The organism is Mucilaginibacter panaciglaebae (assembly GCF_039539265.1).
Taxonomy (GTDB): Bacteria; Bacteroidota; Bacteroidia; order Sphingobacteriales; family Sphingobacteriaceae; genus Mucilaginibacter; species Mucilaginibacter panaciglaebae.
Genome location: NZ_BAABCV010000001.1, coordinates 410,199 through 433,688, shown reverse-complemented (window position 1 = coordinate 433,688; position 23,490 = coordinate 410,199). Strand labels below are relative to the sequence as shown.

Sequence of the window (23,490 nt, the reverse complement as noted above, 5' to 3'; positions counted from 1 at the left end):
CCAGGGCATTTTTTCGGCCGTCAGTGGATCTGTATGATCAGGAGGGTAATAATACCGCCTGGCATAGCGGAAAGTTTTAAAATGTGGGTGCGGTAGACAGTTGGGGTCAGTTTGTTTTAAGAGGATGTAATAGATATCGTTACAGGCCTGTTGCCAAATATCGGGTCTGAATGAAATCATCAGCAATATTTAAAGGAATCTTACTTTTCAAAAGCAAGGTCCTTTTTTAAAACTCGTCAACGGTAGACCGGCTTTCGGCAAATGGCGAGCTAAATAGCGTCATATTTTTTTCAGCCGGATTTACGGTAAACGTCCACTCAGATGTCTGGTCAGGCTTATCGGTTGTTACATCTTCGCAACCAAAAGTAAAGCTAATATCCAGTAATGTCCTGAAACTGCCTTTGGCAGTCGCAGCGTCATATTTTATTCTGTCGAATGATATCCGGCTTATATCAGGCGAACCGCCCCCTTTAAATTCACGTTGAAGCTCATAAACCAGCTTGAGATAGTTGTTGGTACCTGGCTGAAACAGATCACTTAATAAGTTTGCAATAGCAGGTGGAAATTGATTTAATAGGCAGATTTGTGCACTACTAAGTACAATGTTAAGGGTTTCCATGTGCTCAAAAGTCAGGAAATTTTTTGAATACTGCCATAAACAGGTGATCCAAAAAACGACTTAAAAGTCATATTTAGTGATCCAAAGTGATCCACTTTTTGAGTTTGCTATTTTTAACATCCTTATTTTCAGTATCTTGAATTCTCGGGGTGATCCAACTGATCCAAGTGATAGACATTCGCGCGTGGATCAGTGTTCATCGCTAATTGTATTATTCATTGTAGCTCAATTTTGTTCGCAATAAAACAATGCGTTTAGTTAACAGTTGGGATACTTTAAGCACCATATTTATAATATCGATTTAAAAGGTAAATTTGATAAGCAATCACTACTATCTATGAATTATCAGCAATTATTAGAAGATGTAAGAAAATATGTTTTAAACCATTTTAAAACGCATCATGACGATGATTTGCTGTATCACGACTTACAACACACTAAAGATGTTGTAGGCGCGGCTACTATGATAGCTAATCATTATCAACTAAGCGACGAGGATTTTTTCGTGGTAATAACCGGAGCCTGGTTTCACGACACCGGTTACTTTGTTGACAAAGCCGACCATGAAACTGCAGGGGCTAACCTGGCTGCCGGTTTTTTGAAGTCAAATAACGTTGATAAGGCTGTTATAGATAAGGTAAAAGCGTGTATCCTGGCTACCAGGATGCCACAACAACCAAACGGCTTGCTACAAGAAATTCTGTGCGATGCTGACCTGCATCATTTAGGCACTCCGGAGTTTATGGAAAAAAGCAAGAAGCTTCGTAAGGAAATTGAGCGAACCAAGAAAATAGAGATTGATAAGCCATTGTGGCTACAAAAAAACATAGAGTTTCTGCACTCGCACAAGTATTTTACTGATTATGCTCAGCTATTGCTTGCTGACAAACAGAAAAAAAATCTGCGTAAGCTTACGGAAAAGCAGACGGAAGATATGGCGGGGGCAACGCAGGCAGAGCAAAAGGATGTGATTGAAAAAGCGGACGATAGAAAAAAAGAAAAAGAAGGAACGAAAGCCGAAAAAGACGAAAAAAAGAAAAAGAAAGACAACGAGAAACCTGAAAAAGGCATAGAAACGATGTTTCGTATTACCTCGAACAATAACCAGCGCCTGAGCGATATGGCGGACAATAAGGCACACATTCTGATCACTGTAAACTCTATTATCCTTTCGGCTATTATCAGTTTGGTATTGCGTAAGCTTGAAGAAAACGGTTTTTTAGCTATTCCCAGCTTTATATTGCTTACTGTTAGTTTACTGTCGATGATATTTTCTATACTGGCTACGCGGCCGTCAATCCCGCAGGGGACTTTTACCCAGCAAGAGGTCGATGATAAAAAGGTAAATCTTTTGTTTTTTGGTAATTTTTATAAAATGGGATTGGAAGAATACACAGCCGGGATGCTTAAAGTAATGGACGACCGTGCTTTTCTATACGGCACCTTAATTAAGGACGTGTATTCGCAAGGTGTGGTTTTAGGGCGCAAATACCGGCTGCTGCGTGTGGCTTATAATATTTTTATGTTCGGGCTTATTGTAGCCGTAATAGCATTTATTATGTCGTCGGCGTTTCATGACAATGCAACCTCAGCTAACCACTAATATGGCTTATAGGTTTTTTGACAGGGACTTAAGCTGGTTAACGTTTAACGGCCGTATTCTGGAGTTGGCTGCGCAGGCCGATACGCCCCTTATGGAGCGTATCAATTTCATGGCTATATTCTCTTCAAATCTTGATGAGTTTTACCGCGTACGTATGCCGGTATTACAGGCCATGGATAAATTAGGTAAACTTAATTCTGATAATAAAGCTGTAGATGATGTGCTCGAAACAGCACAACAACTCATTATGGAGCAGCAACAGCAGTATGGTAAAGTGTTTTCGGGCCTGGTAGTGCCAAAGTTAAAAGAAAACAATGTTCATCTATTGGTGAATCAACCCATACCAAAGCGTTTGATGGAGAAGATAGAAGACTACTTTTTTGCCCAGGTAATGGCATTTCTGCAGCCTGTTGAACTGGCGGCGGATAAAAAATTTTTCCCGGAAAATAATGAATTGTATTTTTTAATAATGCTTGAGAATGACGGCGGGGATGAGAAAATCTTTGTGCTGAATATTCCGTCAATTGAACTGCCTCGATTTTATGTTGCTAAAGAGCAGGAGCAAACTTATGTGCTTTTCCTGGACGATATTATCCGGTATAATCTCGATAAGCTATTTCCTGACGAAAAAGTTAAAGGATGTTATTCATTTAAAGTTACCCGTGATGCCGAGCTGGAATTAAAAGATGAATACTCAGGTGATCTATCAAAACAAATTGAAAAACAATTGTTGAAGCGCGACTTAGGTATTGCTACACGTTTTCTGCATCAACCGGGAATACCTTTGCGCATATTGCATAATGTCTGCCATAACTGGAACATCAAATCATCAAGTTTGATTGAAGGCGGCAACTATCATAACCTGAAAGACTTATTTAGTTTTCCGGTTAATTTGTTTGATGAGCATTTTGAAAAATGGCCGGCGATATATAGCCGTTTGGATGCTAATCGGTCGATTTTTGATCAGATCGAACAAAAAGATCTGATTATAAATACGCCATACCAGTCTTATGACACTATTCTGCGATTTTTTAATACCGCCGCGCTGGATAACGATGTCGAAGAGATTTACGTTACCGTTTACCGCGTTGCCCGCGATTCGCGCATTGCCAATGCTTTGATCAATGCTGCATCTACAGGGAAAAAAGTAACGGTGATGATCGAGCTAAAGGCGCGGTTTGACGAAGCCAATAATATTAAATGGGCCAATCGTTTAAAGGCTGCCGGTGCTACAATTTTATATAGCGTTACTGCACTTAAGGTACATGCAAAAGTGGCACTTGTAAAACGCCGCGTAAAGGGCCGCTCAAAATATTACGGTTTGCTGGCCACCGGTAATTTCAATGAAAATACTGCGGCCATATATACCGACCAGATACTTATGACAGCCAATAAAGACCTGTTGCGGGAGGTAGAATTACTATTTATTTTTCTTGCCCGCCGGGAAAAACCGTCGTCGCCAGATCTGATTAAGTTTAAACACCTGCTTGTAGCGCAATTTAATTTGCAGCAGCGCTTTTTGGAATTGATTGACCGGGAAATTGGTAACGCTAAAAATGGACTGCCAGCATCAATTATTATCAAAATTAATAATCTGGAGGAACAGGTACTCATCAGGAAACTGTATGATGCTTCGCAAGCCGGTGTTAAGATATCTATGCTGGTACGTAGTATCTGCTGCCTTGTACCGGGCGTTAAAGGTATGAGTGAGAATATCACCGTAAAACGCATCGTAGACCGGTTCCTGGAGCACGGCCGCGCTTTTATATTTCATAACAATGGTAATCCTGAAGTTTACTTAGGTTCGGCCGATTGGATGAACCGGAATATTTACCGGCGCATTGAGGTTTGTTTCCCTGTGTATGATGAGCAGATCAAGCAACAGATAACAGATACAATTAATCTGCAACTACAAGACAACGTGCAGGCCGTAATGTTGAATGAACATATTCAGAACATTCCTGTTAAGACAACAGAGCTTGCGGTGCAGTCGCAGCACGCTATTTATGAATATTTAAATAAACCGGCATGAAAAAACGCGGATCTATTATTATCGTGTTCATATTATTAATGGTCTTTGTGACTTTATCTTGCATTGACAAAAAGACTTTTTCCAGTCCTCCGGGATATGATCTGAATAGCCCGATTAAATATTTTATGTCTGACGATTTGCTGGAAATATCAGGTATTGCCTTTCATCACGGTAACGCCGACTCAATTTATGCCGAGCAGGATGAAGAAGGCAAGGTGTTCTATTTAAAGTTAGGTGATAAAAAGCCGGGGCATTCTAAATTTGGTAAGGCTAATGATTATGAAGATATCGCTATCCTGAATGACCAGGTTATCTTGCTGCGCAGTGACGGCGTGTTTTTTATTTTTCCGTTTAAACTGTTACGTAGTGGCGAAATCCAAAATGTCCAAAAATGGAATAACGTGCTGCCCGCGGGCGAGTATGAAGGCCTGTTTGCAGATGAAAAGGCAAACCAACTTTATGTGCTTTGTAAACATTGCAATATAGATAACACTAAAAAAACAAATTCGGGTTACACTTTTCAGGTAGCTGCTAATGGTTCAGTTAAACAAACCGGCCAATTCAGCATCAGCGTAAAAGACATTGAGGCTAAACTAGGTAGCAAAAAGATTGCTTTTCATCCATCTGCATTTGCTAAAAATCAAAATACAGGCGAGTGGTTCGTCTTATCATCAGTAAACAAGTTGCTGGTGGTAACCGATGCCAATTTCAAGGTGAAAAATGTCTATCCTATTAATCCAGCGGTATTTATCCAGCCTGAAGGTATTGCCTTTGATAATCAAAATAACTTATACATCAGTAATGAAGGCAATAAGACATTGCCGGGAACCGTGTATAAATTCAATTACAAAAAGTAGCGTATGAGTCTTAATAGATACCTGATCTTTGCTTTTTTTACTGCATTTTCAACTCAGCTTTTTGCACAAAAAGAGAGAGATAGCATCACTGTGGCTATCGATGCAGATTATGCCAAAGTGACCAGGGTGCATAAAATTTTGTTGGGCGATAACTATCGCGAGTTGTGGGCAACGCCGGTATCATTTAGAATATTTCGCCTGGAAAAAGAAAAAGGCGGATTAAAGATCTTACAACCTGGCGGCGGTATGCAAACTAAATCGTTACGCCTGCAAGATTCAGCCGGCCACGAATGGGTGTTGCGTACGGTACAGAAATATCCCGAGCGGGTTTTGCCTAAAACTTTAAGGAAAACTATAGCAAAGGATATTATTCAGGATCAGATTTCAGCCGAACATCCGTTTGCGTCGTTAACAGTACCTGTAATGGCCGAGGCTTTGGGAATTCCTCACGCCAATCCGGAGATTGTTTATGTGCCCGACGATCCGGCCCTGGGTAAGTACCGTAAAGACTACACCAATCAGGTGTTTTTATTTGAGGAGCGTGAACCGCTTGACGCCACTAATACAGACAATACCGAGAAAACGCAGGATAAATTAGAGAAGGATAACGATAATAGGGTTGAGCAGAAATTAGTGCTACGAGCCCGTTTGCTGGATATGTTGTTAGGTGATTGGGATAGACACGAAGACCAATGGCGCTGGGAACGTATAAAGAACGATACGGGTATTGTTTATAAACCCATTCCGCGCGACAGGGATCAGGTATATTATTATTCCGTTGGTGTATTTCCGTGGCTGGTGTCAAGATATTTGCTGATGGCTAAGTTTCAGGAATTTCATGAACGCATACGTTCTATTAGTCGCTGGAATTTGAATGCCCGTAATTTCGACCGGTACTTTTTAAATGGCTTAAGCCAACAAGATTGGCAAGAGCAAATTACCTTTGTGCAAAACGCATTGACCGATGATGTAATAGAAAGGGCCATGCGCAAAATGCCCCCGGCAATTTATCGCGAAAGCGGTCAGGTCATCAAACGTAAACTCATTGCCCGCCGCAGTATTTTGAAAGACCAGGCTTTGACCTATTACCGCGACCTGGCGAGTACAGTTGCAGTTGGTACATCTGAAAAGCATGAAAATTTCGACATAACAAATCTGCCTGACGGACAGGTGAGCGTGAAAATCAACAAGATCAAGAAAGACGGCAAGGAAGAGCAGGTGATTTATAACAGAACATTTGATCCGAAAGTGACCAGGGAAATTCGTCTGTATGGCATGGGTGGTCCGGATGTATTTAATATGCATGGCGCAGCCCATTCGCCAATTACGGTGAGAATGATAGGCAATGATAAAAAAGACGAGTTTATTGCTGGCAATGACATTAAAGGCAAAGGCAACCGGTATATCTACGATGTACCGGAACAGGAGAATACATTACCTGTGCACCAGGCAAGGATAAATGTTTCTGGAGACACGTCGCTTACCAATTTTCATCGCTTGGGTTATAAATATGATTTTTTACAGCCATTGATGCTGGCCAATTATAACCGGGACTATGGATTTGTGCTGATAGGTAATCTGGTATATCAAAAGCAAGGTTTTGGTAAAGAACCCTATGCTTTCAGGCAGGCATTGAAAATAAGTTATGGCTTCGGTGTTAGCTCTTTGCTGGTAAATTATACCGGCGATTTTAAAGAGCTTGTTAAAAAAAACGACCTGGTTGTGAATATTCTTGATAAAGGCCCTAATTACAACAGTTATTTCTTTGGGATAGGTAATAACACCCAGTTTATTAATACACCCAATAGGCGCATTCATTACTATCGTAATATTTACAACTATATAAATGCCGACGTTAGACTAAAACATAATTACAACGATTGGATAGTCACCGCAGGTGTGGCTGGCCAATACTATAATGGCGATGGAGGTGGAAATCATGGTCGTTACCTGGATGATTACAACGCCACACATCCTGTTGAGAATGTTTTTGCGGCTCAGGAAAACGTTGGTTTAGTAGCGGGCTTTAGTTTTGATACGCGCGACAAAGGCAGTATCACACCACATCGCGGCGTTTATTGGAGTACCAATTTTACCGCCATGAAAGCACTGAATCAGAATGCACGTAATTATGGGCAAGTGGAGTCAGAATTTAGTTTTCTGCTTAACCCCGACCGTGATTCAGTGCTGGTATTTGCCGATAGGATAGGCGGTGGCGCCACCATTGGTAATGCATCATTCTATCAACAGCTAAAATTAGGCGGCAGTAATAATCTGCGTGGATTTTACACCTGGCGATTTACCGGTAAAGCTATGCTATATAATAACTTCGAAGTTCGCTTGAAATTAGCCGATTTCGCTTCATACCTTTTGCCCGGTACACTAGGGTTGATCGGTTTTGATGACATAGGCAGGGTATGGACACCCGGCGAACAATCAAATACCTGGCATAACGGTGTCGGTGGCGGCTTTTACTTTGAGCCCGCACAACTAATATCGGTGCAGGGCGTTCTGGGCTTCTCTAAAGAGGGTATATATCCGTATGTATCGGCTGGTTTCCGGTTTTAGGCAGCCTTTTGTATAGCTTGCTGTAGTCGATCGTATGATCTTCTTGTATGGCGCGGGTATGAATCAAGCCAACGCGCAGGGCTTTTAATCCGGCTACGCCCTGTAGTTCTTCTACCTCGAAATGTTCAACATCGTCACTTAGAACACCAGCATCTTGCAGGATGGAAATGTATCGCTGATATTCTTTACGCTCTTCGGCCTTGGCATAAATAATAGTGATCTTGCCTTGTTGAGTAATTCGTTCGGAAGTGCCCTTGATCATGGCCTTGTCAATACGCTTTTTAATTACCTCATAGCGGATATTGTAAGCGCCATCTACATCAAAATGTTTTTCGTGCATCCTGAAGCGTATAGCCAGCGGTGTACTGAATACCAGGACAAGCGACGTAACCCCCAATTGGTAAGGTAGGATACTTTTAAGGTTGTATTGCTCAACTTCCATTTCGGCAATTACACGCAACTGCCACAGACGCAGCCGGTGCAGGTCGTTAACCGTGAAAGTTTTATTAGGCGTTATGGTTTGCCCGATATAAATATTATGCTCAATACCATCAGTTTTGAAACGCTCGTAATAGTGAGGGAAAAACTCCTGTATTTCGGTCTGGCGGTTATCAATAATAGTAGCCAACTTCTGGTTGATCATCGACAGCGTCTTATCATAATTACGACGATGAACGTGATAACTACCGGTTAGAGCATCGGTATGGCTGAAATATTTCTCAATCCTGATCGTAAGTTTCGGTCCGTCATTTGCCTCTTTTAATATAGGGTGGATGTTTTCTTCAAGGTAATGCAGAATAATTTGCTCGGTGTCAGCCTTGAAGTTAGTTTTTAGGTCGACGATGAAATTTTTCAGGTCCGTAAGCCTTTCGTTGTTAACCGGCTTTTTATCGGCCTTGGGCATCATCTCCAGGATAGAGATCAATTCATTAAGCTGGTTAGTTAAATCGTTACAAACACTCAGATTGCGTGTCGCAGACGACTCACTGATGTCAACCTGCCCATAAAGCGGGTAAACATCGGCAAACTTAATTTCTTTAAGTTGATAAGTTGACCCTCCATTAGCGCAGTCAATAAAATTCTGCGCTTCACGCCTGAATTTCCAGTAAACGCTTGGGTGAAGTGTGGTATAATGCCGCTGAATAACTGCACGTACCCGGTCTTGCAATTCATGGATCTTACGGTCAATAGTATCTACCAAAAACGGCATTACGATATCCAGTTTATTAGCGGTCACACTATTTAACTCGCGTATACGTGGCGATACCAACTCTAAAATTCCCAGTAAAACACCATCTTTAACAATAGGCGCCAGTATAAAGCTGTTAATACCCTGCTTTTTCAAATGCTCGCCCAGCGAGTTGCCGCGTTCCTGCTTTATATATTTAGATATGTCGCTAACAGCAAAGTACGTTTGTTCTTTAATGATGCGTTGGTATGAATTGCCGCACAGTAGTTTTTCACCTCTATGAGCCTCTTGGTAAGGCACGAGAAAGCTATGAATATCAGGCCCAAAATGTGAGTTGATAAACTTGCCCTCATTAATATCAAATAAGGTAAATCCCATGCGCATATCAGATATTCCATACATCGACCTGAAAATGGTGATAAGGTTCTCTTTAATATCAGGGGTCGAGTAGTTGCCAAGTAAGTTGCTTTTTAGGTTAGATAGTGCATTCTCAACCGTAACATCAATCAATGTCATCAACCCAAAACCTTTAATAATATAACTGTTTATGGGGAATTTTTCTATCCAGACATCTATGTTGTCGTAGCTGTTCATCAGCTCATCGATATCAGCTTTAGATAATTTGGGCACTTTATCCGTAGCGCTGACATCCAGAAAATCAGCATTATATAAAATACGGTAATGCCGCATTACGCCATCAGCTGTGGGGATATCGTAAAACATAGGCCGGGAGAAATCGAGCTTAGTACCATATAAGCGATTAAGAATAATGCAACAGCTTAATATATACAGGTGCTTGTCGTCAAAATCTCGGATGGCCACCTGGAAATCTTGTCCGGCATCCGCCAATATCTTTTTAAAACGACAGGTATGGTTAAAGCTCAGTCCCATGTAGGGTATGCTTACCGCTTTAATTTCGTTGTTAGTCAGTGCTTCGGGGAACAGATCGGACAGCAAGTCGGCAATTAGCTCAGTATTGTCAGCAATCTGTTTTATGCTGGTTATACCTTCATCTAATTCGGGATGTTGCGCAAGGCGCATTAACAACTCCTTTGCGCGTACAGCCTTATAGCCGTTGTCAATGACAGCAGTTTGCCGTAGACCTTCAATCAGTTTATGGAATGAAAGCTCAAGCCTAAAGGGTTTGTCTGTTTTTTGCGTAAACATTATAACTAATAGCGCACAAATTTATTATAATATATAACGTTAGATATTAAATACAGGTTTTTGTGACAGTCTAGCTAACATTTTATTTATACTCTGTCTACCTGATTTGTAGATCAACCATAACCCATAATGATTGGATTAGTCGATTTTAAATTTATTCGGTAATAAATCCGTACTTCTTATAAATAGCTTTGGCGGCAGGGCTTATCATAAAGTCCAGAAAATCTTTTGCAGCTTGTGGGTGCGGTGCGGTTTTTAAAGATGCAGCTACATAGTTGGCGGCAATGTTGTGTTTAACAGGTATTTCAACAGCCTCAACAGGGTTGCCAATTTTTTGCTGGTAATAAACCTCGGTAAACCAAACCGGCCCGGCATCGCTTTGTCCATACAACACACGCATTGGTGTTTCGCGATGATGTATTTGGGTTAAATAGGTACTGCCAATCTTCACTTTGCTTTCCATAATTGCCTTTTGCAAATGCTCACCACCGGCTTTGGCATAGGCGTTCATAATTTGCGCACCGATGCCTTCAGTTTGTAAGTTGGGCATGCTCACGCGAATATCCTTTTTACCTAAGTCATTCAGGCTTTTTATTTGCTTGGGATTTCCCTTTTTAACCATGATGGCCAATTTATTACCTGCGTACGCCTCGGTACGGTTAAATAATTGTGCCAATTTTTCGATACCATTTTTGCCCGCGGTATAAATGTCAGGTTTTAAGCTGATGCGCATATTACCGACAGTAATCGTACCGGCAGTAATTTGTTTAGCCAGTATACCCGGTGGCAAGGTTTCAGCAAACACACGCTGATATTGAGGATATTTAGCTTTAAAAGCAGCCAGTAAGTCATCAACCACCATGAACTGGTTGCCGGCAAAAAATACGACCAATTGCGGGTCGTTAATGTCTCCATACAGATCAGGTACATTGTCAATACCACGCACGGTAAACTGCAGTTTACTGGCAGGTGGAGTATTCCAGGGCGGGTCGAAACGATGGTTTTGTGCTTTAGTAGTAAACGAAGTACTTAGCAGACCTAACAGCGAGGCTGCCGCTATTTTAACTTTATACATAGGTTACGAAATATGGAATGACCAAATGTAGGCATCGAAACAGATAATCGGGAAAGAAAATACGGTTAAGTTTTACTGGTAATTAACTGATTTATTCTGCTTAAATTTCATTGCTGAGTAAGTAATGCTAAAATCGTTTAATGAATAGACAATAACACAAAATTTTATATAGCGGCAATGTACTTTCTTTGATGTTAACCAATTTAGCCAATTCCCGTTAAATGCATTTATAATTAATATGATATCAAAAAAACTACCCTTAGTACTGGCCCTTACCTTATTGAGTTTTTCTATAGTATTTGCTCAAAATAGCGTAGTGACGGAAGTAAATACCAGAAACGAGCATTTAAAAAAATTGCAGCAGCAATTTATTGATTTGCGCTTTGGTATGTTCATCCATTTTAATATACCTACCTATATGGATGCCGACTGGCCTGATCCGGAAGCATCGCCCTCAAACTTTAATCCAACCAAACTAGATTGCGACCAGTGGGCAAAGGCTGCTAAATCGGCAAATATGACTTATGGCTGTCTCACTACCAAACATCACAGCGGTTTTTGTATCTGGGATACCAAAAGTACTGACTATAATGTAATGAATAGTCCGCTTCACCGCGATGTGGTAAAAGAGTATGTTGATGCTTTTAGAAAGAATGGTTTAAAAGTGATGCTTTATTATTCAATTCTGGATACTCATCACAAGCTGCGCCCTAACCAGATACAGCCAAGCCACATTGAAATGGTTAAAACCCAGATCACTGAGCTGTTAACAAAATACGGTAAAATTGAAGCGCTGATCATTGATGGATGGGATGCGCCATGGTCAAGAATCTCTTATGACGATGTGCCCTTTGAAGATATTTACAACCTTGTAAAAAAATTACAGCCTGATTGTTTGCTGATGGATCTTAACGGTGCTAAGTATCCAAAATTGGGTTTGTATTATACCGATATCAAGACGTACGAGATGGGCGCCGGTCAGCGTATGGAAGCCGGTAGCAATACCATGCCTGCTTTAGCCTGCTTACCTATTCAAAGCTCATGGTTCTGGAAAACTGATTTCCCGACTACACCGGTTAAAACCGCTGCCAGTTTGGTTAATGATTACCTGAAAAAACTAAATAACGATCGTTGTAACTTTATTCTGAATGTAGCGCCGAATAAAGACGGCCGTTTTGATGATAATGCCGTGGCCGAATTAAAGGAGATTGGCAAGATCTGGAAAAATGATGGCCCGTTGGCAGCATTGCCTGATAACGAAGCCCCAATCATTTCTTCAAATCTGGCTAAAAACGCTCCGGCTAACTCAAGTTGGAGTGATGATATGAATATCAGCGACTTTGGTAATGATGATAGCTTTAATACTTCATGGGTATCAAATCCGCGGGTAAAAGAACCATGGTATGAAGTTAGTTTTAAACGCGAAACTGCACTTAATACTATTGTTATTGCCGAAAGAAGATCGAACATTAACAAATACAAGTTGGAGTATTTTTCAGCAGGCTCCTGGAAGTCGATTTTAGAAGGCAATAAAACTACCGCTGTAAAGGTTCATCGTTTTAGCCGTATCTGGGCTAACAAAGTAAGGATACAAATATTAGGCTCACAAAGAAATCCTTCAATATCAGAGTTTGAGGTTTACAACGAGCAGCGTTAATCATCGAAAATAAAATTAAACAGGTTAAAAGTCGGTAACAATTACGTTATTTGCTTTTAACCTGTTTTGTTATTTATAGGCGTTATAAAACTAAATGCGAATTTTCTTTTCTATTTTAATGCTACTGGGCGGCTTAACTGCTATTGCTCAGGAAAGAAAAATACCTCCCGGCAAGGCCGGCAAGCAGCTTCGTTATGGGCACGAGCTGATCGCCAATACCGCCGTTTATCTTGGTCCGAAAGGCAAGGTAGCGCATCTGACCAATGGTATGAATTGCCAGAATTGCCACAACAACGCAGGGACTAAGGCGTACGGTTTAAGCCTTAAGGCTACTTCAGCAAATTATCCGAAATTTATGCCGCGTACCAATAATGTATTATCTATAGCGGGGCGAATAAACGGTTGCATGCAACGCAGCCTTAACGGCAAGACGATGGATACTACCAGCCGCGAAATGAAAGCTATGATTGCTTACATTAAATGGTTAGGCAAAGGCGTACCCAAAGGCCAGAAGCCCGCTGGTAGCGGTGTTTTGAAATTGGCTTATATGGATAAAGCTGCCGACCCGATTAAAGGCAAAGAGGTATTCATGAAAAAATGCCAGGTTTGCCATGGTGCTGATGGGCAAGGGCAGCTGACCCCAGATAAGGTAGCTTACACCTTCCCGCCGCTCTGGGGAAGTCATAGTTATAATGACGGGGCCGGTTTATACCGCGTAACCAATTTAGCAGCTTTTGTAAAAAGCAATATGCCTTTTGGTACCACCTATAAAAACCCGCAGTTAACTGATGAAGAAGCATGGAACGTGGCAGCTTTTGTTAACTCGCAGCCGCGTCCGCATTTTGATCAAAGCGCCGACTGGAAAAATATTGCCAAAAAGCCTGTGGATTTTCCATTTGCTCCGTATGCTGACAGTTTTAACGAACACCAACATAAGTTTGGCCCGTATCAGCCTATCGCTAATGAGCAGAAATTAAACACAAAAAAATAATAACTTTAAATTAATATACTGATTATGAAAATTCTATTTAAATACTTTCTTGTTTTGGCGGTAATTGCGTTGGTTAAACCGGCATTTGCACAAAAAACTGATGTCGGATTTAAAGGCGCTGCCGCTAGTAAAGCTCATTATAAAGCTTTGTATTTTGTTGACGATACCGCATCAGCAAAAATTAAAATGACCTTACGTAATATCGACAATGCTTTGGAAGATCCGCGTTTAAAAGGAAAGGTTGAAATTGAACTTGTGGCATTTTCTGGTGGTTATACTATGTTTTTGAAATCTGGCCCATACGAGAAAACGTTACAGGCTTTACAGAAAAAAGGTGTGGTGCTGGCACAATGCAACAATACCATCAAAGAACGTAATATTGATAAAAACACGTTGTTTGATTTTATCGGTTATGTACCTAGCGGTAATGGCGAGATCATCATTCGCGGTAACGACGGATGGGCCATAGTACATCCATAATAAATATACGCAATGAAGAATTTACTTTTATTAGCCGCATTTGTATCAAATGCGGCTTTTGTTTTTGCACAGGATATCAAAGGCAATTATGCCATTAAAAATGTACAAACAGGTATGCTGTTGCGTGTAAAGGATGCGAGCTCAAAAAATGGCACCCCTCTGGTGGCGTATTATCCCGAGAACTGGAAGTGTATGACCTGGAATTTTAAAAAGACCGGCGACAACACTTACCAGCTGCAAAACCTATTAACCAATAAAACGTTTCAACCGATAGGTACACCGGCAGCAAATGTGGCTTTTAATGAACAGCCACTGGTACCAGATAACAACAAACAACAGTATGAATTTATTCCGGTTAAGGCGGATATTTACCTTATCAAGCTAAAAGGAACCGATCTGTATATAACGTCGGCCGACAATAGGGGCGGCGTAAACTCAGCTATTATTTTGGGTGTAAAACGCAATACACCCGATCAGCTCTGGAGCATCTATGAGCAGGCACCCACTATGTAATAATATAACTGTGAGCGATTAAAACACTATTTATTAAACCGTTATCAACGTGGTCATTATTTCCATGTTGGCAGCAGTTATTATCGCCATGATATTTAATATCACATGGCAAAAGCGATATTATGAAAAGTTGTTTTTTGATTCGCAAAAGAAAGAGTTATCATTTATTAATTCGCATGAAGTGCGTCGTCATCTCTCTAATATTTAAGACTAATTGACCTGATCAAAAACAGTAACGATAAGCACAAGCAATACCTTGAAGCCGAAGAAAATATTTTAATATCGGTTGAAAAGCTGGACGGCGCCATTAAGACGATCTCTGAAAAACTGGAGCACGACGGAGATTTCTGACAATGTCAGGTTTTATGGGCAGTCTTTTGGCGGATAAAAATTAATGCCATTAACGCTCCAACGAACCCCAAACCTGCAGATATGCGCATAATATTAGCATAAGCGCTGATAAAACCTTCATGATAATATTTCTCTATCTGCGATTTATTGGCATTTAAGGCAGCGGGTACTTTAGCGTTGCCCAGGTTTTTTACTTGCTGCATAACCAGTTGTTTTTCCTTTGCGCTGAAAGACCCAGCTTGCAAACTTTGCTGCAACGCACCCGAGAAAAACAGTACGGCCATTGCTCCAAATATGGCATTAGCAAAAACACCGGATATCCGTGTCATGGCATTGTTAACACCCGATGCAGTGCCCGAAAAGTGATCGCTGACTGAACTCATCACCGCTGCGGTTAACGGAGCAACAGTGAAGGCCATACCGAGACCTAAAACCAACACGCCGGGGAAGAAGGAAGTCCAGTAATCCGCCGGTCCGCCGGTTTGTTTTACAAACGACAGAATAAGTAAGCCACTGCCGGCAACGGCCGGCCCCGCAATTAGAAACAAACGTGGGCCGAGCTTGTCAGCCAGGCTGCCGGCAAACCGTGCTATAGCAATCATAAGCACGGTAAAAGGTAAAAACGTTAACCCCGATTGCAGCTGGCTATAACCCTGTATCTGTACCAGGTTCAGTGACAAAAACAGCATCCCGGAACCTAGCCCTGCATAAAGAAAGAACGTTAGCAAGTTAGCCCCGCTAAAAGTGCTGTTGCTAAACAATTTTAACGGCATCATGGGGTTAGCACTCTTCATTTCAATCACGATAAATACTACCAAAAACAACAAGCCTGTAGTTAACGACCCGTAGGCCTGCACATTTGCCAAACCAACAGACGGTATCCGCAAAAATCCAAAAGTAATCATTGCCAGAGCCAGGGCAATAGTAATGGCTCCGGTGAAATCAAGCTCTGCTTTGCTGTCTTCATCTTTGATCTCATGTACCTTAAAGGCCAGCATAAATAAAGCTAAAACCCCAATAGGTATGTTTATGAAGAAGATGTATCGCCATAAACCAGCGTCGGCCAACGCACCACCTAAAACCGGGCCGCCCATAGTTACCACTGTTGTAAAAGCCGACCACGTGCCTATTGCCTTGCCGCGCTCTTTAGCATCGATAGATGAAGATATGAGTGACAAGCTTCCAGGTATCATTAGCGCGCCGCCAATGCCCTGTAGCAGCCGGCAAATCACCAGCATTAAGACGCCGGTTGATAAACCACATGCTGCTGAGCCAGCGATAAATATAAATATTCCGACCATGAATATTTTTTTGCGGCCCAGTTTATCTCCTATGGCGCCGCCAATCAGGATCAGCGAGGCAAGCATGAGCAGGTAAGCATTCAATATCCAGAAAAGATCGGCACCGGTTGCGCGCAGACCTTGTTGCAATGCAGGTAGTACAACATTAAGCGCCGTAGCGTCAATAAACGCCATAGACGACGCCAGTATGGTCGATGCCATGATCCATTTACCTGCGGGGCTATTTAATGCTACTGTCGCCATTGATTTATAACAGGGTGATTTATCGAGATTCGTAAAAATAAGTGTAAACTATGCTGATTAACGTTCATGCAATCTCCTGATTACGGCAAACGCCTCTTTCAACAATTGTTTAACCTCAGCCTCGGGCTTTTTTATTTCGGCGGCAAGTTGTGCCGTAGTTATCCTGCCATAGTAAATGTTGCAGAAAACAAGCTTTTGCTCATCGGTCATTTGGTTAAGGTAAACGTTTTGGAGGGTAGCTGATCTATTGTGTGCTGGGATTTCATAATCTTCTGCCAGTTTATAAAAGTCAACCAGTTCGTTTTTAGCAAAACGCCGCAATTGACACGATATATTGGTTTCGCCCCAGTCAGTTTCATTAAATTTTTCAGCTATGCGGCAAAAGGTTTTTACCAGGTAGTGTTCAGCTATTTTGTGGTCTTTTACCACTTCAAAAATGTAGCCAAGCAACATACCGGCATAAGCATCATATATACTACGGATACTTAAAGGTTTGGTATTTAATATTTCCTGATCCTGTTTCGCCATTCTAATTTCTTGTATAGAAATCCGCCCAAGGTTGCTGTAGGTAAACAGATTACGAAACTACACAAACTTATAATAATATGATACAAGTATTTTTTAGTGCTACGGCTTATATGTTTAAAGCTTATTATTAAAGATTATACCCATGTTTTGACTTTGCCTTTTAAGACGATAAGCTTTAACTTGCATATTATAAAACAGCCTGTTTTAATAAAATAACATACTTAAAACAAACGTCCGCTTTATGAAAAACCGTGTAATTATATTAACCACCGTTGCTTTGTTATCAGGCAATCTGCTAAACGCCCAAACCGGCGTTAAGTTTATTAAACATGTAGTTACTAACAATTTTATATCAGAAGGGGTATCTGTTGGCGATGTTAATCGCGACGGGAAGCTTGATATTATAGCCGGCAGTTGCTGGTTTGAGGCGCCCAATTGGACTCGCCACGAAATAGCCCCGACGCCAGTTTTAAAACCTGGTACCGAATATAGTACATCATTTTTAAACTATAGTATTGATGTGAACCAGGATAGCTGGGCCGATCAGGTCATTGTCGGTTATCCCGGTACGCCGGCCTGCTGGTATGAAAACCCAAAAGGCGAGGCTGGTTACTGGAAAAAACACGCTATTGTAGATAACCTTGGGGTGGGAAATGAGTCGCCCAATTTTGTAGATGTCGATGGCGATGGCCGTGTTGATATTTTGTGTGCCGATATAGATGCTAAGCAAATGGTATGGCTCAGTCCGCCAGTAAAAAAAGGCGATACTGCCTGGGTGCGTTATGCTATCAGTGATACAAATGCCCCGGGTACCGATCGTTATTCGCATGGTTTGGGTTTCGGCGATGTTAATAAAGATGGACGCAAAGATGTACTCATTAAAGAAGGGTGGTGGGAAGCCCCAGCCGATCGTAAGCAGACTGACTGGAAATTTCATCCTGCCAACTTTGGCGATGATTGCTCTGAAATGTATGTAATAGATGTTAATGGTGATGGTTTGAACGACGTAATCAGTGCATCAGCACATAAATATGGTATATGGTGGTATCAGCAGGGTAAGGATGTGCAGGGAAATACTACCTGGACAAAGCACGAGATTGACAAATCATTTTCTGAAACACACGGTGTGGCCCTGGTAGATATAAATAATGACAGCTATCCTGACCTGGTTACCGGTAAGCGCTGGTTTGCTCATAACGATACCAACACCGACCCCGGCTCGCACGAACCGGCTGTATTATACTGGTTTGAATTTACACCTGGCAAAGCGCCTTATTTCATAGCACACCAAATTGATGATAACTCGGGCGTTGGTTTGCATGTTGTGGTACAGGATATGAATAAAGATAAATTGAAGGATATCGTAATTTCCAACAAAAAAGGTGTATTTTATTTCGAAAATAGTCGTTAATAAAACAAGCATCAAACTTATGACCCTGACTCGTAAACAAGCTTATCGCCGCATTGAGATAATTCGCATTATCATGATTGTTATTGGTATTGCCAGTGCCGCTTTCGGACTTAAAGGATTTTTAATCCCTAACGAGTTTATTGATGGAGGCGTTACCGGTATCTCGCTATTGATTAGTTCATTAACCGACTGGCCGATATCAATATTGATTGTGGTGATTAATGTACCGTTTATTTTTTTAGGATATAAAAGGATAGACAAACTGTTTGCTATAAAATCCTCTGTAGCTATAGTCCTCCTGTCGCTTGTTCTATACTTTGTTAACTTTCCGTTGGTAACTCATGATAAGTTGCTTACCGCAGTTTTTGGCGGGTTGTTTCTGGGCACCGGCATCGGCTTAGCCATGCGCGGTGGCAGTGTGATTGACGGCACCGACTTGCTGGCGGTTTATATTAACCCCAAGTCGCCACTATCCATAGGGCAGATCATTCTGGTAATTAATATCTTTATTTTTGGAATTGCGGCTTTTTTCCTGGGGATTGAGGCGGCTCTATATTCAATATTAACTTACCTGGCAGCTACGCAAACCATTAACTACATCGTGCAGGGCTTTGATGAGTTTACATCAGTAACCATTGTATCACCCAAAAGCGAGTTAATAAAAAACGTTATAATGCGGCATCTGCATAGAGGAGTAACTGTTTACAAAGGCGAACGCGGTTTTGGTAAGACGGATATAAATGAAAAAAATGTTGATATTATTGTAACCGTTATCACCCGATTAGAGGTACAGCGTTTGGTAGCCCGGGTACAACAAATTGATCCAACGGCTTTCATTGTAACCAACTCTGTTTCGGAGGTGAGAGGTGGATTGATTAAACGCCGTGCATTAGATCATTAAAACCCAGGTTTTATTGCGAAATTCATAATAAAAGTTTGGCATACCCCGGTTTTGAGGGTTTTGAACTGATTGGAGCTGTTTTAGACCAGAAAGTAGTGAATCTGGTCAATTTTTCGGATTTTTTGTCATGATTTGTCAGTAATGTTGTTCGGCTGACAATATGGCGTAAAATATTTTCCCCTTTAATTAAGGATTGATGATCAAAATCAATAGCGTCGAATTTTTGGACGAGTCTTTCAAATTGAGTTGTTTTTCAGGCTCTTTTTTTTTAAAAAATAGTACTTTTTTCGATTTCGGCCCGCTAAACATCGGAAAATTCGCAATTGTCAGTCTTTTTTCGGCACGTTTTTACTTTTTGGCCAAAAAACACTTTTTTGTTTTTCCGAAGCAAACTTTTTTCCCGTGCCAATTTTAAAAAACAGACAATATCTAACCAAACTTTAATATTCACCGGTGAATTGTTTAAATTTTTGATTTCAAAAAATTTGGTTTTTAGACTCGGGAAACGCCTATTTTTTTATGGCATATTTTGTGTCGAATAACAACACGGATGCAATCGCTTTGTGCGATTGTTTCTGCAAAGACAGTTAACATCAATTAAAACATTAAAATTAAGAACCACTATGTTAGTAATATTAGAAGTTGTCGCATTATTAGCTGCTATTATTCTTCCATTGGCTTATCAGGCTAAAAGAGCAGAGTCAAGAAGAGCTAATTAAATACAGTTTATCCGTCCTGAAACAAGAAGGGATAGTCCGATCGGGCTATCCCTTCTTGTTTGTTGTATTAGTAACAATTGTAATACAGATTAAGCCTCTCGTTTAATTTAATTACTGTTTTCAGCTTTAAAAGTGCATTGCTGACACTGGCAGTAACAGTTTTTAATTATAAAATTTATTTTTCATTTGCATTTGTGCCATCGATTGCACAACTTTGATGGTCTATTGATATTGTTTAACTTTGTTCGTCGCCAATTAATTTAATAAGAGCTGATATATAAACGTGTTTAACTGTTAAACCTCTTAGTTAATAATTAGTCGTACCACCAAGTAATCAATTTTATACATATATACACAATATCCGAAATGAAGAAGATCGCAATCTTAACTACCGTTTTTTTTACAATGTTTGCTGTGAGCACATCGTTTGCACAAAAAGTTGTAAAAAAAACCACTACAAAAAAAACTACTGTAGTTAAAAAAACTACACCAGCTGCGGCCGGTAAGGTTAGCGCTGTAACCCTTGAACAAGGAAAGCAACTACTAACAAAAAACGATTGCTTAAGCTGCCATAAAGTTGACGTTAAAAATGTAGGCCCTGCTTACAAAGACGTTGCTAAAAAATATCCTGCAACTGCCGCAAATTATGAGAAACTAACGCAAAAAGTTATTGCCGGTGGTAGTGGTGTATGGGGCGATGTGCCAATGTCAGCACACCCCTCGGTACCACCAGCTGATATCAAAAAGATGGTGCAATACATCTTATCGCTTAAATAAATTGCATGAAAACGCGGTTATCGTATACCATACAATTATACAATAACCCCCAAACTGGCCGGTATAGCAATCCATATTAATACTATATAGATTACTACACCGGCCTTTTAATTTATAACCAATTGTAACCTAAACTCCGTAATAAATAAATTGCCTTAACACCCGTTTTGGTGTATCGGCTGTGCTATGTTAAAATTTGAAGTATAAACCTTAAATTATGAAGAAAAATTACAAAGGTATTTTAATTGTCGTGTCGGCGGCAGCAGTGTTGTTTTATACCTGTAAGTCGGTGCAGAAGTATGTAACGCAGTATCCTGTACAGCGCGATGCATCGGGCAGGATTTTGGTTGATATGCATCCTGATCCGACGCCGAAGTCGCCGGTCGAGGAAATGAAGCATATTTATGTGCCACCGGGCTATCATTTACAATTGGTAGCTTCTGAACCGATGGTTAGTCAGCCTACTGCAATTGCATGGGATGGAGACGGCCGCATGTATGTTGCCGAAATGAACACCTATATGTTAGATGTTAACGGTACTCATGAACGCGATAAAACCTGTAAGATAAAACTTCTTGAAGATACAAACGGCGACGGTGTGATGGATAAAATGACTGTTTTTGCCGATAACATTATTTTGCCGCGCACTTTACAACCTCTAGACCACGGACGACTGTTGGTTAGTTTAACCTGGTCAAACAGCGTATATTGTTTTCAGGACACCAATGGCGATGGCGTTGCCGATAAGAATTGGATAGCTTACGAAAATAACGGCACCAATACCAACAATCTTGAACACCAGAAAAGTGGTTTGATCTGGAACCTGGATAACCGCTTATACCTCACTTATGACCCGGTTAGATATACGGTTAGCGGCGATAAAGTAATACCTGATACATTGATTGACGGTACTGCGGGCCAGTGGGGTATGGGCAATGATGATTACGGTCGTTTGTTTTACTCATCTGCCGGTGGCGAGGACCCTGCTTACATGTATCAGCAAAACGTTCATTATGGTCAGTTTGATTTTGGCGACCGGTATGACCGTGATTTTGTTGCCGTATGGCCAATTGTTACCACACCAGATGTACAGGGAGGTTTCGGCCGCCTGCGTTTTCCGGATAGTACATTGAACCACTTTACCGCAAGTAATGGGCAGTCGATATATCGCGGCGATAAATTACCTGCCGATATGCGCGGCGACCTGTTTATCTGCGAGCCTGTCGGTCGCTTGATCCGGAGGGCCAAAGTTAATGACAACAACGGAAAGGTCACCATCCGGAATGCATATGATAAATCGGAATTCCTGGCATCGACAGATCTGAACTTCCGTCCGGTCAATACCATTACCGGACCTGATGGCTGTATGTATATTGTAGATATGTATCACGGTATTATTCAGGAAAGTGAGTGGACAAAAGCTGATAGCTACCTACGCCCAAAAATTCTGCAAAAAGGATTGCAAAAAAACATAGGCCGCGGCCGTATCTTTCGCCTGGTGCATGATGATTTTAAATTATCAAAAGAAAAACCGCACATGCTTGAAGAAACCAGTGCTCAATTGGTTGATCACCTTAATAGTATGAATGGTTGGTGGAGAGATAATGCTCAAAAACTACTGGTACTAAGGGGTGATAAATCTGTTGTGCCTGCCTTGAAAGCATTGGCAGTTAATGGCGGTCAGCTGGCACGTATACACGCCCTATGGACGCTGAATGGCCTGGATGCAATGGACGAAGAAACATTCAGTACCGCTTTAAAAGATAAAGATCCTGAAGTACGTAAAACCACTATTTGGCTGGGCGAGGATTTTATGAAAAAAGACAGTCATGCCATTGACCTGCTTGAACAATTAAGCAATGACCCGAGTGCCGACGTGCGTTTCCAGTTATTGCTGACCATGCGCTTTGTTAATTCAGACAAATCAAAAGCTATTATTGCGGGTTTAATAAAAAACTATCCCGACGATCCGGCTTTGCAGGGGTCACAGCGCAGCTATGAAAATAAACTGAGGGCCCGGGCTGAGCAACTGGCACGTCAGAAAATGATGAACGAGCAGGGTGCCAAACTGGTAGCGCAAGGCGCTCTTGTATTTAAGCAACTATGCTTTACCTGCCACGGTTTAGATGGTAAAGGCATTAAAACCGGAGGCGATGCATTCACCGCACCGCCACTGGCCGGAAATTCGGATGTTAATGCTAACTCGCCTGATAGAATCATCAGAGTATTGTTATATGGTTTACAAGGGCCTATAAGAGGCACAACTTATAATGATGCAATGCCGGCTTTAGGCAGCAATACCAATGACTATATAGCATCAGTATTAAGTTACATCCGCAGTGATTTTGGTAACAAAGGCAGCGTTGTTTTGCCTTCGGATGTACAAAAGGTAAGAGACGCAACAACCGGTAGAACCAAAAGTTATACCATGGAAGAGCTAAACCGCACCAGGTCGGTTTTAGGCAGATAATAGAATATCCGTAGTCACAAAAAAAAGGGAGTTGTAGA

At 41.2% G+C, this 23,490-nt stretch carries 17 protein-coding genes; 12 read left to right on the top strand and 5 right to left on the bottom strand.

The window, feature by feature from the left end; all coding sequences use genetic code 11:
* Nucleotides 1-226: 226 nt before the first annotated feature.
* On the bottom strand, nucleotides 227-619 hold the full coding sequence (locus ABD772_RS02000; RefSeq protein WP_345100746.1) for a hypothetical protein: 393 nt from the start codon (nucleotides 617-619) through the stop codon (nucleotides 227-229).
* 337 nt (nucleotides 620-956) lie between these two features.
* Between ABD772_RS02000 and ABD772_RS01995 the strand changes: the two genes are divergently transcribed.
* From ABD772_RS01995 to ABD772_RS01980, 4 genes are read left to right on the top strand one after another with little or no spacing between them, the layout of a single operon-like run.
* On the top strand, nucleotides 957-2,222 hold the full coding sequence (locus ABD772_RS01995) for a Pycsar system effector family protein (RefSeq protein ID WP_345100745.1): 1,266 nt from the start codon (nucleotides 957-959) through the stop codon (nucleotides 2,220-2,222).
* A 1-nt stretch (nucleotide 2,223) separates the two neighbouring features.
* On the top strand, nucleotides 2,224-4,254 hold the full coding sequence (gene ppk1, locus ABD772_RS01990; RefSeq protein WP_345100744.1) for a polyphosphate kinase 1: 2,031 nt from the start codon (nucleotides 2,224-2,226) through the stop codon (nucleotides 4,252-4,254).
* Nucleotides 4,251-5,111 (top strand): SdiA-regulated domain-containing protein, encoded by an 861-nt coding sequence (locus ABD772_RS01985; RefSeq protein WP_345100743.1) that lies wholly within the window; start codon nucleotides 4,251-4,253, stop codon nucleotides 5,109-5,111. Before ppk1 ends, ABD772_RS01985 begins: the two co-directional genes overlap by 4 nt.
* A gap of 3 nt (nucleotides 5,112-5,114) precedes the next feature.
* Nucleotides 5,115-7,679 carry a BamA/TamA family outer membrane protein gene (locus tag ABD772_RS01980; RefSeq protein ID WP_345100742.1) on the top strand — a complete coding sequence of 855 codons (2,565 nt, stop codon included), beginning with the start codon at nucleotides 5,115-5,117 and terminating at the stop codon, nucleotides 7,677-7,679.
* Here the strand turns inward: ABD772_RS01980 and ABD772_RS01975 are convergent.
* Together ABD772_RS01975 and ABD772_RS01970 are read right to left on the bottom strand one after the other, a co-directional pair.
* On the bottom strand, nucleotides 7,633-10,035 hold the full coding sequence (locus tag ABD772_RS01975) for a GAF domain-containing protein (protein ID WP_345100741.1): 2,403 nt from the start codon (nucleotides 10,033-10,035) through the stop codon (nucleotides 7,633-7,635). The two genes, ABD772_RS01980 and ABD772_RS01975, sit on opposite strands and share 47 nt — an antisense overlap.
* Nucleotides 10,036-10,189: 154 nt before the next feature.
* Nucleotides 10,190-11,110: a molybdate ABC transporter substrate-binding protein gene (locus ABD772_RS01970; RefSeq protein WP_345100740.1), complete on the bottom strand. Its 921-nt coding sequence runs from the start codon at nucleotides 11,108-11,110 to the stop codon at nucleotides 10,190-10,192.
* 238 nt (nucleotides 11,111-11,348) lie between these two features.
* Here ABD772_RS01970 and ABD772_RS01965 point away from each other — a divergent pair, with 238 nt between their 5' ends.
* From ABD772_RS01965 to ABD772_RS01950, 4 genes are all read left to right on the top strand, one after another.
* Nucleotides 11,349-12,767 (top strand): alpha-L-fucosidase, encoded by a 1,419-nt coding sequence (locus tag ABD772_RS01965; RefSeq protein ID WP_345100739.1) that lies wholly within the window; start codon nucleotides 11,349-11,351, stop codon nucleotides 12,765-12,767.
* A 94-nt stretch (nucleotides 12,768-12,861) separates the two neighbouring features.
* Complete coding sequence (locus tag ABD772_RS01960; RefSeq protein ID WP_345100738.1) at nucleotides 12,862-13,758, top strand: c-type cytochrome; 897 nt, start codon at nucleotides 12,862-12,864, stop codon at nucleotides 13,756-13,758.
* A 24-nt stretch (nucleotides 13,759-13,782) separates the two neighbouring features.
* Nucleotides 13,783-14,238: a DsrE family protein gene (locus tag ABD772_RS01955; protein ID WP_345100737.1), complete on the top strand. Its 456-nt coding sequence runs from the start codon at nucleotides 13,783-13,785 to the stop codon at nucleotides 14,236-14,238.
* Nucleotides 14,239-14,250: 12 nt separating this feature from the next.
* Nucleotides 14,251-14,751 (top strand): RICIN domain-containing protein, encoded by a 501-nt coding sequence (locus ABD772_RS01950; protein ID WP_345100736.1) that lies wholly within the window; start codon nucleotides 14,251-14,253, stop codon nucleotides 14,749-14,751.
* A gap of 356 nt (nucleotides 14,752-15,107) precedes the next feature.
* Here ABD772_RS01950 and ABD772_RS01945 read toward each other — a convergent pair whose 3' ends face one another.
* Both ABD772_RS01945 and ABD772_RS01940 read right to left on the bottom strand, forming a co-directional pair.
* On the bottom strand, nucleotides 15,108-16,646 hold the full coding sequence (locus ABD772_RS01945) for an MFS transporter (protein ID WP_345100735.1): 1,539 nt from the start codon (nucleotides 16,644-16,646) through the stop codon (nucleotides 15,108-15,110).
* A 57-nt stretch (nucleotides 16,647-16,703) separates the two neighbouring features.
* Nucleotides 16,704-17,174 carry a sigma factor-like helix-turn-helix DNA-binding protein gene (locus tag ABD772_RS01940; protein WP_345100734.1) on the bottom strand — a complete coding sequence of 157 codons (471 nt, stop codon included), beginning with the start codon at nucleotides 17,172-17,174 and terminating at the stop codon, nucleotides 16,704-16,706.
* Between the two features lie 241 nt (nucleotides 17,175-17,415).
* Here ABD772_RS01940 and ABD772_RS01935 point away from each other — a divergent pair, with 241 nt between their 5' ends.
* From ABD772_RS01935 to ABD772_RS01920, 4 genes are all read left to right on the top strand, one after another.
* A complete protein-coding gene (locus ABD772_RS01935; RefSeq protein ID WP_345100733.1) occupies nucleotides 17,416-18,585 on the top strand; it encodes an FG-GAP repeat domain-containing protein in 1,170 nt (389 codons plus the stop codon).
* A gap of 19 nt (nucleotides 18,586-18,604) precedes the next feature.
* The gene (locus ABD772_RS01930; protein ID WP_345100732.1) at nucleotides 18,605-19,486 is read left to right on the top strand and encodes a YitT family protein; all 882 of its coding nucleotides are present in this window, start codon (nucleotides 18,605-18,607) and stop codon (nucleotides 19,484-19,486) included.
* Nucleotides 19,487-20,571: 1,085 nt separating this feature from the next.
* Nucleotides 20,572-20,982, top strand: coding sequence for a c-type cytochrome (locus ABD772_RS01925; RefSeq protein ID WP_345100731.1), 411 nt, complete (start codon nucleotides 20,572-20,574; stop codon nucleotides 20,980-20,982).
* Between the two features lie 217 nt (nucleotides 20,983-21,199).
* Nucleotides 21,200-23,452 (top strand): DUF7133 domain-containing protein, encoded by a 2,253-nt coding sequence (locus ABD772_RS01920; protein WP_345100730.1) that lies wholly within the window; start codon nucleotides 21,200-21,202, stop codon nucleotides 23,450-23,452.
* The last annotated feature ends 38 nt before the right edge of the window (nucleotides 23,453-23,490 follow it).